Consider the following 11912-nt stretch of genomic DNA (forward strand, 5'->3'; position numbering starts at 1 on the left):
GGAGTGGAGGGCGGCTGATGAACTCGCGAGGCCGCCGCATGATACTGTGAAGCCCCAACTCTAGGTAATTCTATGAATTTCTACATAGAGTAGAACCCTAACTTAATATTATTAGTATTTACAGAAAGCTATTTGCGAATAGTTTAAAAGGGGTTCTTGTTAGTATTTTTTGTACCTATTGGAGGTTATAGAACTTGCCCGGAATTAAGTTGGTGATTTCAGATCCAGAAAAGGGTCGTTCAATTCAGATAGAGGTCGATGAAACAAAAGCTCGTGCCTTATTTGATGCACGCCTCGGTCAGAAAGTTGATGGGGGATCCCTAGGTTTCGGTGGATATGAGTTTCTTATTACGGGAGGAAGTGACAGGGATGGATTTCCGATGCGAAAGGGAATTCACGGACCCGTGAGAAAAAGAGTTTTTATAGGTAGCGGTCCCGGTTTTCACCCACCATATAGAGGGCAACGTAAGAGAAAAATGGTTCGGGGAGATACGGTTTCTGAAGATATCGCTCAACTAAACCTGAAGATTCTTAAGAAGGGGGCAAAAGATATTTTTGAGTGATATGTACTTTTAATCCTTAAGGTTTTTACAAATTATTTTGTTTATTAAATCGGAGGATTTCTAATGGGGGTAAATCCGGAATCAAATTCTAGTGGTAAAAAAAATTTTGCTTGCGACGCGATGTTAGGACGACTTGCACGCTGGCTCCGTTTACTTGGTTATGATACCTTCTACTCTTCTAAGGTTAAAGACGACGAGTTATTAGATATTTGTTTGAGAAAGAATTTTATTCTTCTAACTCGAGATTTGGAAGTTTTTAAGCGAGCTGTTTCATATAGTTTAAATGTTAAATTACTGCGGGAAAATTCTTTTACCGAACAGTTTGCTGAAATTGTAGGAGATTTTGGATTAGACCTAAAAATTACACCTGATGGTTCTCGTTGCCCGGCCTGTAATGGTTTAATTCGTGGTGTGAAAAAGGAGGAGATTAGGAATAAGGTTCCAGTGAATACCTTGAATTCCTATGATTCCTTTTGGATATGTTCCAATTGCAACCAAGTTTATTGGATGGGCCGCATGTGGAGATCCATGATTCAAATTGTTGAGAAGATTAAGAACCGTCGGTAATAAAATTGGAAGATATTAAACCTTCTAATCAAACCACCCAATTTTTAGAATGCCAGGATTTCTTATTTATGTACTCTTATCCATATGTTCAAATAAAACTCCTTGATGTTTGGATACGTCTTGGTGGATGGCTGGAAAAGCTCGTTTCCAGTTTTCACTTCACACAATTACCCGATTTTTAACATCTTCATGTGAAAATTTTGGACACAGGGATGTGGAAACAAGCAAGTCACGCCATCACCATGAATAAGCCAAACATTCAAAGGAGTCAACATTGAACATATGGCTCTTATTGGTGTAATTATTGAGGAAACATTTTTGTATGAGTGTTGTTAATGAAGGTTTTAAATAAACCTTGTAAAGGATTTTTAGGGTCTTGTTTTAAGAGGACTGATATGAATGACTCTTGAAGAAGGTCGATTTTTAGTCAAACTTGCGCGTAGGGCTGTTGAAACCTATGTTAAAGAGGAAGTGAAGATTGAAGTTCCTCAAGATACTCCAGAAAGGCTGCTTGAGAAGAGCGGTGTTTTTGTAACCCTTAACACCGTTTCTCCCGGAAGTGATAAACGTCTACGAGGCTGCATTGGATTCCCCTTACCCCATTTTCCTTTGGCTCAAGCAGTCATTGAGTCTGCTATTAGTGCTGCTACCATGGATCCTCGCTTTCCCCCGGTTCGGGAAGAGGAATTAGATAATATTGTAGTTGAAGTTACTGTTTTGACTCCGCCCGTTTTGATTGAAGTCAAAGACCCTAAGGATTATCCTAAAAAGGTTAAAGTAGGTAGGGATGGCTTGGTGGTGGAAAGGGGTTCATATAAAGGTTTGTTACTTCCACAGGTTCCGGTGGATTGGAACTGGGACGAGGAAGAATTTTTATGCGAATGTTGTATTAAAGCCGGTCTTCCACCAGATTCATGGTATGATAAAAAAACCAAAATCTATTCTTTTAAAGGAATTATTTACGAGGAAGAAAGTCCTCACGGTGAAGTAGAAGAGCGTTCCCTAACAGAATAGAGGTTTACGGAGGCCTTCTGATATGCGAGTGTACTTTGCGCCAAACGGCTTCGCGCTTGGACATGCGGGTCGTTGTGTTCCTATTGCTAGGAGACTTATTAACAATGGTGACGAGGTACTTTTCTCAACATATGGTGATGCTATTGATTTTGTTAAAGCGGCGGGTATGCCTGTAGTTAGTGTACCTAGAATGGGGCTTATTGAGAGCCCGGATGGGACCATTGAGATGCTTAAAACCAGTATTCAATGGCCCAGGTATGTTTGGATTTTTTTGAGGCAGTTGATTTGTGAAATTAAGCTTTTGAGAAGGTTTAAACCAAGTGTGGCTGTTTCTGATTCTCGCTTATCCACGGTTCTTGCTTGCTGGTTATTGAGAATCCCATGTATTTTGTTACTGCATCAGATTAAGATGTTGGTACCTCATAAGAAGACTCTGAGCCAGTTTAAGCAGAGGCTAAAGCGTTTTGCGGAGTGGGTTATTCTTTACTCCACTCACTTGTTTTGGAATAGGAGTTCTAAGATTCTTGTTCCCGATTTTCCACCCCCATACACTATATTTCAATCTAATCTTGATGTTCCGGATAAGCTTATGAGTAAGGTAGAATTCATAGGTCAGGTGATTGAAAAGCCTCCACACCTGCTCCCGAGTAAAGGTGAGTTGAGAAGTAAGCTGGGGTTTGATGATCGACCACTCATTTTTGTGGGGGTTTCTGGGACTAAGAAGGAGAAGGAACTTCTTGCTATGAAGCTTGAGGAAATTTTTAGCAAGTTTCCTGATAAGTATAATATTGTGATGACTTTGGGCAAGCCGGATAAACCAGATAAATTTGTAAAGAAAGGTAATTTGCGTATTTATAACTGGATCACAGATAGATATTCTTTGCTTAAGGCTTGTGATCTTCTAATATCCAGATCGGGACATAATAGTCTTGCTGAGTCTATGTATTATGGTAAGCCGTCGATTCTAATTCCCACGCCCGCCCACACAGAGCACTTGGAGAATTCTAAGTCTGCTGAGCGTATGGGCATTTCACGAGTTATTCAGCAAAAAAATCTCTCGAGAAAAAATCTATTAGAAAGCGTGGAGAATATACTAAACCATACGGGATATAAATCTCGTATAAAACAAGTTCAGAAAAATATTTTAAATTTGGATGCAATTCAATCGGTAATAATCCTCATAAACCAATTAGCTAAAAATGAGTATTGAGGGGGGCGCCCAGTTTTGGAAAATTTATTGAAAAAAAAGTTATTAGAATTTTTAGAAGAAGATATAGGATTTGGAGATATTACTACAAACGCGCTCATCTCTGAGGATACTGTGGCTGAGGCTAGAATAATTTCTAAGAAAGAGGGAGTGGTTGCAGGTTTATGCGAGGCAGGTATTATTTTTGAACTTTTAAATGTGAACTTTGAGCCACTGGCTAAGGATGGAGACAGGGTTACTAATGGTCAAACTTTAGCCGAGCTGTCCGGTTCAGCTAGGGTCATCCTTTCAGCAGAGCGTACGGTTTTGAATATAATGATGCGGATGAGTGGTATTGCAACTGAGACAGCTAAACTTGTGGATTTAGCTAAAAGAATTAATCCTAAACTCAGAATAGCTTGTACCCGTAAGACAACGCCTGGTTTCAGATATTTTGAGAAGAGAGCTGTCGCCTTGGGCGGTGGAGATCCTCATCGCTTTCGACTCGACGACATGATACTTATTAAAGATAATCATTTAAGCATAGTGGGCAGCGTTAGGGAGGCAGTGAACCAAGCTCGGTCTAAATCAAGTTTCTCTAAAAAAATCGAGATAGAAGTTGAGGATGTAGATCAAGCCATAGAAGCAGCAAGTGCGGGAGCAAATATTATTATGTTTGATAATATGTCTCCAGAGGAAGCAAAGAAGGCGCTTAGTCTACTAGAGGAGAGAGGTTTAAGAGATAGGGTTTTGATTGAATTATCGGGAGGAATTACCCCCGAAAACATTGAAAAATACATGGTTTTGGATGTTGACATTATATCTATGGGCTACATCATTCACTCCATAAAGGCACTAGATTTAAGCTTAGATTTCAAGAAAAAGAGTTAGTGACATCCGCTTTTTATCATTTCCCCGCATGATTTAAAATATAATTGTTTCCTTTTATCATAATTAAGTTATCTTTGAGGACGTATTTTCCCTGAACTTTGGGTATTTTTTCTTTTAACTGGAGTGATAAGATTATGCATCAAAATAAATTAGTTGGATCTTCAATAGAAGTTCTTAAAGAGTGGGAAAAAGTTGTCCTTGTACGTTACGGTGAAATTTCGCTAAAGAGTGCCCCAGTAAGGAGGTTTATGGAAAAAATTTTGATTGGTAACATGAAGTGGATGCTCAACAGAAAAAAAATTCCTTATAATTCTATTATCAGGGAGAGGGGTAGAATTTTTTTAAAATGCGATTTTCCCAGAGAAATATGTGAAGCACTCTCAAATGTTTTTGGAATAGTTTCCACTAGCCCGGTTCTGGAAACATCCTCAGACATTGACGAAATAATACGTCTTTCAGAGAGAGTAGCCGAAATGCTAATTAGACCCAGAGAGAGTTTTGCAGTCAGGGCTAGAAGAACTGGTACTCATGATTATACATCTATTGATATTGAAAGAAAAGTTGGAGCCGCGATTCTTGCAAAAACTAGCAATCTTAACACTACAGTAAATCTAACCAAACCCGATAAACGCATCTTCATCGAGGTTAGAGAAAAAAAGGCTTACATTTATTACGAGGTTTTTCCTGGAATTGGAGGATTACCTTATGGTAGCGAGGGAAAGATAGTTTCCCTTTTCTCGGGAGGAATTGACAGCCCAGTTGCTATGTGGTTGATGATGAAACGGGGATGCAAAGTAATTCCCATATATTTTGATAATTCTCCATTTACGGATCAATCCACCCTTAATCGCGCCTTGAGTGTAATAAAAATTATGAGAGAATATGCCACTCACAAAAAATTTTACATTTACGTTGTTCCCCATGGTAAAACATTAGAAAACATCATTAAACTTACACCTCGCAAGCTGACCTGTATTCTCTGCAAAAGAGCACTCTATAAAGTAGCCACCGCATTAGCAGAAAGAGAGAAAGCAAAAGGGATTGTTACAGGGGAAAGCCTAGGTCAAGTAGCAAGCCAAACACTAGACAATCTAATGATATTAAACGAAGCCACTAATCTCCCAGTATACCGCCCCCTAATAGGATTAGACAAACTGGAAATAGAAGAAATCGGCAAAAAAATCGGAACATATAAAGCTTCAAGCATCAGCGTAACAAGCTGTAGAGCAGTACCAGAAAAACCAGCAACAACAGCGAAATTAGATGAAATAAAATCCATAGAAAAAATCATCAACTCTATCCAAGAAGAGATTAATTCAGCCAAAAAAATTTACATAGACTAAATTTTGAAGAGCGTTTTTGAAAAATTCGAACAATTAAAAAAGGTTTAAATATTTTAGTTTACTTGGTTCTTGCATCAAAGATTTGAAATAGTCTGAGGGAATTTAATGGTTGGAAAATCACCCAAAGGCGAGTTCGCAGGCCGGACACTCGTAGCAAAAAGCAAAAAAGCCAGATGGAAAGACAGGTACTATAAACGCCGAATGCTACGCCTAGACGTTAAGGCAGACCCCCTAGAGGGTGCGCCCCAGGCTCGGGCCATAGTGCTCGAAAAAGTGGGAATTGAATCCAAACAGCCAAACTCGGCCATCAGAAAATGCGTCCGAGTACAACTCATCAAAAACGGCAAACAGGTCACAGCTTTCCTACCAGGCGACGGAGCATTAAACTTCGTTGACGAACATGATGAAGTTATCGTAGCAGGAATAGGTGGAGCCAGAGGCGGATCCTTCGGAGACCTTCCGGGAGTAAGATGGAAAGTCATTAAGGTAAACGGAGTTTCTCTGGAAGCCCTTCTAATTGGAAAAAAAGAGAAACCAATAAGATAAAAATCTCCAAAACCATCCTAAATAATAGGTTAATTCTAACAATGAACCAATAAATTCTACATCATGATAAAAGGGGTTATAAACCTATGAGTGAAGCAAAAATATTTGAAAAATGGTCTACAGACGATGTTGAAGTACATGATATAGGACTCAGAGGATATATCAACATTACACCCAAATACGTTCCTCACACTGGCGGCCGGCATGAGCACCGAAGATTCATGAAATCCCGCGTCTCCATAGTAGAGAGACTAATCAACAAGATGCAAAACCCTGGAAGAAACAGCGGCAAAAAAATTAAAGCCACCAACATAGTCAAACTGGCATTCGAAATCATTAACCTAAAAACCGGACAAAACCCCATACAAATCCTAGTCAACGCCGTGGAAAACGCAGCACCGAGAGAAGAAACCACAAGAATCAGCTACGGCGGAATAGTATACCACCAAGCAGTAGACGTAGCCCCCATGAGACGAGTAGACCTCGCCTTACGATTCATAACAAACGCAGCAAGAAAATCAACCTTCAGCAACCAAAAAACCGTAGAAGAATGTCTAGCAGACGAACTAATCGCTGCAGCCAACAACGAAACCAAAAGCGCAGCAATATCAAAGAAAGAAGAAAAAGAGCGAATAGCGGTATCAGTCCGATAAAAATCACACATCCAAAAACAACATCGAGTACCACTACTTAATATATAAAAATAATTACAAATCTCGTTTTAATCCACTCAACATAAAACAAATTTAAAACCAAAAATATTAGACAATCCTTTAGAATATATTATTACCTAAAAGGGCACATTAAATTAAACACAAATTAATAAAATCTTTCTTATTTTAACGAATTAAACTAGTTCAGCTACCAGTTTTTAACTAATTATCACGTCATCAATCTGGAAATGCCTACGAGCCAACAAACGGGCACGCGCAACATTCTTACCATTTTTCCCGATTGCTATTCCCTTGTCTTTGGGGTCTACGTTGACGACTGCTACTTTTCGTCCATCTCTTTTTTCGGTTACGTGGATGGATTTTACACGAGCGGGGGCAAGAGTGTTCTGGATGAAGTCTTCAGGGTCTTCTGCGTATTCTACAACATCAATCGGTTTTTTTATGAAATCCCTGACCCTCTTAATGTTGGTTCCTTTTCTCCCTATGGCCATGCCGATGTCTCCTGATTTTATTACGAATACTATTCTTCCTTCTTCTTCGTCTATAATGCAGTCTTTTACTACTGCTCCGGTTATGCTTTCGAATAGGGCGATGTATCTGAGTTCTTCTGAGGTGAGTTTTACACTATAGCTTGCCATTTTTATTTTATTCCTCCTTTTAGTCTTTTAGTTTTAGTATTTTTGAGTCTCCAGGTTGCTCTACTGACATGCATGCTACCATATGGGGTCTTCCACATACTGAGCCGAGGTCCCAGCTTGTTCCTTTGTATGTGTATACTGGGATCTCTGAGAGTTTGCCGTAGTAGAGTACTTCTTCTTGGATTTCTTTTGGGCAGTTTGCTGCTATGATTATGAGTTGGGTTTTTCCTTGTTTGATTTGTTTTAGTGTTTTTTTGGTGCCTAGTGTGACTTTTCCGGTTTTGATTGATAGGCTTATTGCTTTGTCTACGTCCATTTATTATGTTTCCTCCGTGTCTTCTTGTTTTGGATAGTGCCCCATTAATAGGTCTATTGCTCCGGTGCCTACGGGTATTAGTTGGCCTACTATGACGTTTTCGGTTATGCCGCTTAGGCTGTCTTCTTCACCTTTAACGCTGGCCTCTATTAAATGTTTTACGGTTACTTCGAATGCCGCTCTGGCGAGTACGCTTTCTTTTTCTCCGCTTATTCCGTGGCGTCCGATTTGTCTTATGTCTCCGGATACGGTCATTAGGTCTGCTACTAGCATTATGTGGCGGATGTCGACGTCGAGTCCTTGTTCGTCTAGGACTTTTCTTGCTTCTTCGATTATGGCGTTTCTAGCAGCTTCTACCCCGAGTGTTTGGGCCACTTCGTGTATGTGGTTTGAAGTGGTTCTTGAAACATCTACGCCGGGGATGCGTAGAACTTCGGGGAGATTTGTTCCCTCTGAATATAGGACGTATTCGTTTTTCTCCCTCTCTTTTTTAATAACCACTCGTTCAATACCTACTACTCCCTTTAGGGTTAGGCTTCTTGTTTTTTCGAGTAGTTTTTGTAGGTCTGCTAGACTCTCATATTCAGGCGTGAGGAAAATCGTGTTGTCTTCAAAGTCGACTTCTCCTTTTTTTAGGCTTTTTACTTTTTCTAGTGCCATTTCCACCGTGATACCCTTGTCTTCCATGAGTTCGGGATCCAAATTAATTACAATTTGCATAGTGGTGAGGTCTATTTCAACGTTGTGCGCTACATTTTCTATTCTGGTGGTTTCAATTAGTCTTGATACTTCTCTTGCCTTTGCGAGATCATAACGGTGCTCATCATCTAAATGGATGGTCATCATGGGCGTTGCGGGGTTACGTCTCGCATCAACAATTTCTATTAAACGGGGTAAACCTAATGTGACGTTAAGTTCGGCTACACCAGCATAGTGGAATGTTTTTAGCGTCATCTGTGTGCCGGGTTCCCCTAAACTTTGAGCCGCAACCGTGCCTACGGCCTCCTCAGGCTCTACCAGAACTGATAGATATGCTTTTTTAATTTCATCCACTATTTTTTTAACTTTTTTTAGGGTCAAATTATCGTAATCACTTCTAGCTTTCAAATTCTTTTCAAGCTCATCTATCAGAGAAGTGGGAAGAACACCCTCATTTCTTAACTTTTCTATTTGATTCGAAATCTCGTTAATTGCCATTTTAACACACTCTATTTTTTTAAAGCTTGCAATTCTTTCTTAAATAGTGACGTGATTTTGTTTCAAATTACTATCTTATCGTTTTTATAATAATTTTTTCAGTTATTGGCGAGTATACCTTTGTTTAAGGTCCATTGATATTACTTATTCTACGTGTCTTCTTCCTCGCTAAGTACTTTTTCAATTATTACATCAATATTTACTGATTTGCCGTGGTCACTTTTTGAGGGATCCACACCATCTTCTCCATATTGGAATTGAATTATATTTCCCGCTGCGTTTCTCACAGTTCGATCGTACTCGACTTTGATATCTTGCAGGGCGTTTATCAGTCTTCTCTGCATGTATCCGCTGGTGCTGGTTCTTACAGCAGTGTCCACTAAGCCTTCTCGGCCACCCATGGCATGGAAGAAGAATTCGATGGGGTTTAATCCGTTCTGGTAACTTGAGCTAACAAAGCCTCTTGCTCTAGCGCTCAAGTCGCCTTCTTCAAAATGGGGTAGTGTCCTACCTCTATAGCCTCTTTGTATTCTGCTTCCTCTCACTGATTGTTGTCCGACGCAAGCAGCCATCTGTGCAAGGTTTAGTAATGATCCTCTTGCGCCCGTTTTGGCCATTATTACAGCATGATTTTGCATACCGAGGTATTCTCCTGCAACATCACCGGCTTTGTCTCGAGCGTTAGAAAGCTCCTGCATAATCAGCATTTCCAGTGTTTCTTCTAGTGTCCTACCAGGTAGACTCTCAAGTTCTCCTCGTCTATATGTTTCAACTAATTCATTAACTTTATCTTTAGATTCTTGTAAAATTTCATTTACACGAGAGCGGGCTTCTTTTGTTATGTCCACATCATCTATCCCCATTGTGAAGCCTTTTGCGGTTATTAGAAGCGTTAACATACGTGTAATCGAGTCAATGAAATCACGTGCTTGGTCTGCTCCATAATCTTTCACAATTCTGTGAAACAAGCTTTCAGGTACTCCCGCTCCGAATGCTGCCTTATCAATTACACCCGATATGAGGTTTCCATTTCGAACCATTACAAAATGGTCGTGTGGGCAACTTTCCTTTAAGCATGTGTCACATTTTTTACAGATTTTAGATTTAAATGAAAGGTTTAGGTCTTTCGGTAAGAGAATGCTGAAAATCTGTTTTCCAGTCCATAGTTCTACAGGGGTTTTAATTGCAGGAGGTGGAAGATTAGTACGGCCTGCTACTAACAGAAGGTCGCATGTGTCCTTCCGGTTAAAGAAGGTATCTTTCTTTGTGAGCAGATAAGCTGCAGAAATAAAGTCTTGGATGCCTCCTATTATGGGGCCTCCATAACGCGGACTAAGAATATTTTCTTGAACCCGCATTAGTACATAGGCCTCGGCACGAGCTTCTTCACCTTGAGGTACATGAAGATTCATTTCATCCCCATCAAAATCTGCGTTATACGGGGGACAAACACAAAGATTTAATCTAAATGTTTTGAAAGGCATAACACGCACTTGGTGAGCCATTATAGACATTCTGTGTAGTGAGGGTTGCCGGTTAAACAGCACAATATCTCCGTCTCGGAGATGCCGCTCTACAATAAATCCTATTTCCAAAGTATCGGCGATAGCCTTAAGATCCTTTACGAAGCGTAGGTCGATTCTTCTACCATCGCTACGTATAACATAGTTTGCACCGGGTGGATTCTCGGGCCCTCTTGGGATTAATTCCTTCATTTCTTCTATGTTCCACTCGGTTATCCTCTCAGGTATTGTCAGAATTTCTGCGATTTCTAAGGGTACCCCCACTTCGTTTATACCGAGATTAGGATCGGGGGATATTACGGTTCTCGCGGAAAAGTCAACTCTTTTTCCAGAAAGATTACTTCTGAAACGTCCTTCCTTTCCTTTAAGCCTCTGGGCAAGGGTACGCAGAGCTCTACCCGACCGGTGTCTTGCTGGAGGTATTCCAGACATTTCATTATCAAAATAAGTAGTAACATGGTACTGAAGAAGTTCCCATAGATCCTCAACAATAAGTTGGGGGGCCCCCGCCTCAATATTTTCTCTTAAACGTTGATTGATACGAATAACGTCAACAAGTTTGTGTGTAAGATCGTCTTCAGAACGAACCCCCGAGTCAAGAGTAATGCTGGGACGCACAGCCACTGGAGGCACCGGTAGCACTGTAAGAACCATCCATTCTGGTCTTGCATATTTGGGGTTTATTCCTATTAGGCGAGCATCATCATCAGGAATTCGCTCACACCTATCCCGGACATCGCTCGGGGTTAAACGTATAGATCCGATATCGGTCTCCTCATAAAAGGTGGTGGGTTTCTCCAAACGGATCTTAAGCTGTTTTTCCCCACAATGAGGACAGGTGCTGATTCTGGAGGCTCTTTTTATAACCTCTGCCGCAATGACATCACTTAAAGTTCCAGTCTCTCTCTCATACTCATCCATCTGTTCTTTAAAAGTTCTAATTTCATCTTCGGGCAAAAGTAGGCGTGAGCAAGAGCGACAGGTGGCTCTCAAAGTTTTTTGAAGAAGCTTAGCGAATCCCTCGTGAATCACGGGGCGAGCCAACTCAATATGACCAAAATGCCCCTGACATTCACCCACTCTACTTCCACAGGTCTTGCATCGTCTTCCAGGTTCAATTGTTCCTAGTCTACTATCCATTAGTCCAGAGTCTATTGGTGCTCCGTCTTCGTCATAGGTGTCAGGAGTTATTATTCTTGTTACCGACATTCTTCTAATCTCGTCTGGTGAGAGTAATCCAAATTTTATTGAATCTACAATCTTAGGGAGTCTAAATGCCACCTAATCAACTCCATATTATCACAAACTCATTTTACAAAACGCAAAAGTAGTAATCCCTTACACAACCAAAGAAAACCCCGCACAACTTATAAACTTTTTCTTCGTTTCTCTACAAATCGACATTTTCGGGCTTAGCGTGATAGCTTTAAAGGGTTGAATTGCTTAACATTATA

12 protein-coding genes are annotated in these 11912 nt (G+C 40.4%); 8 read left to right on the forward strand and 4 right to left on the reverse strand.

The features are described from left to right. The first annotated feature begins 194 nt into the window (after positions 1-194). From ACUVXA_RS08760 to ACUVXA_RS08795, 8 genes are all read left to right on the forward strand, one after another. The gene (locus ACUVXA_RS08760; RefSeq protein WP_445870873.1) at positions 195-563 is read left to right on the forward strand and encodes a 30S ribosomal protein S6e; all 369 of its coding nucleotides are present in this window, start codon (positions 195-197) and stop codon (positions 561-563) included. A gap of 63 nt (positions 564-626) precedes the next feature. Next, a complete protein-coding gene (locus ACUVXA_RS08765; protein ID WP_445870874.1) occupies positions 627-1130 on the forward strand; it encodes a Mut7-C RNAse domain-containing protein in 504 nt (167 codons plus the stop codon). Between the two features lie 399 nt (positions 1131-1529). Further along, on the forward strand, positions 1530-2144 hold the full coding sequence (locus tag ACUVXA_RS08770; RefSeq protein ID WP_445870875.1) for a TIGR00296 family protein: 615 nt from the start codon (positions 1530-1532) through the stop codon (positions 2142-2144). Positions 2145-2166: 22 nt separating this feature from the next. Beyond that, positions 2167-3354 (forward strand): UDP-N-acetylglucosamine--N-acetylmuramyl-(pentapeptide) pyrophosphoryl-undecaprenol N-acetylglucosamine transferase, encoded by a 1188-nt coding sequence (locus ACUVXA_RS08775; RefSeq protein WP_445870876.1) that lies wholly within the window; start codon positions 2167-2169, stop codon positions 3352-3354. Between the two features lie 15 nt (positions 3355-3369). Beyond that, a complete protein-coding gene (gene nadC / locus ACUVXA_RS08780; protein ID WP_445870877.1) occupies positions 3370-4221 on the forward strand; it encodes a carboxylating nicotinate-nucleotide diphosphorylase in 852 nt (283 codons plus the stop codon). Between the two features lie 134 nt (positions 4222-4355). Further along, positions 4356-5564 (forward strand): tRNA uracil 4-sulfurtransferase ThiI, encoded by a 1209-nt coding sequence (gene thiI, locus ACUVXA_RS08785; RefSeq protein ID WP_445870878.1) that lies wholly within the window; start codon positions 4356-4358, stop codon positions 5562-5564. A 105-nt stretch (positions 5565-5669) separates the two neighbouring features. Beyond that, complete coding sequence (locus ACUVXA_RS08790) at positions 5670-6110, forward strand: 30S ribosomal protein S12 (RefSeq protein WP_445870879.1); 441 nt, start codon at positions 5670-5672, stop codon at positions 6108-6110. 86 nt (positions 6111-6196) lie between these two features. Further along, positions 6197-6763, forward strand: a complete 567-nt coding sequence (locus tag ACUVXA_RS08795) for a 30S ribosomal protein S7 (RefSeq protein ID WP_445870880.1) — start codon at positions 6197-6199, stop codon at positions 6761-6763. 218 nt (positions 6764-6981) lie between these two features. On the opposite strand, the gene ACUVXA_RS08800 is transcribed toward ACUVXA_RS08795, so the two are convergent. The 4 genes from ACUVXA_RS08800 to ACUVXA_RS08815 all read right to left on the reverse strand — a co-directional run bounded on the left by ACUVXA_RS08800 (position 6982) and on the right by ACUVXA_RS08815 (position 11739). Further along, the gene (locus ACUVXA_RS08800; RefSeq protein ID WP_445870881.1) at positions 6982-7422 is read right to left on the reverse strand and encodes a NusA-like transcription termination signal-binding factor; all 441 of its coding nucleotides are present in this window, start codon (positions 7420-7422) and stop codon (positions 6982-6984) included. 19 nt (positions 7423-7441) lie between these two features. Further along, positions 7442-7738, reverse strand: coding sequence for a 50S ribosomal protein L30e (locus ACUVXA_RS08805; protein ID WP_445870882.1), 297 nt, complete (start codon positions 7736-7738; stop codon positions 7442-7444). A 3-nt stretch (positions 7739-7741) separates the two neighbouring features. After that, a complete protein-coding gene (gene rpoA2 / locus ACUVXA_RS08810; protein ID WP_445870883.1) occupies positions 7742-8935 on the reverse strand; it encodes a DNA-directed RNA polymerase subunit A'' in 1194 nt (397 codons plus the stop codon). Between the two features lie 149 nt (positions 8936-9084). After that, positions 9085-11739 (reverse strand): DNA-directed RNA polymerase subunit A', encoded by a 2655-nt coding sequence (locus ACUVXA_RS08815; protein WP_445870884.1) that lies wholly within the window; start codon positions 11737-11739, stop codon positions 9085-9087. Between the last annotated feature and the right edge of the window lie 173 nt (positions 11740-11912).

The sequence above is a fragment of the Candidatus Jordarchaeum sp. genome (genome assembly GCF_052745115.1).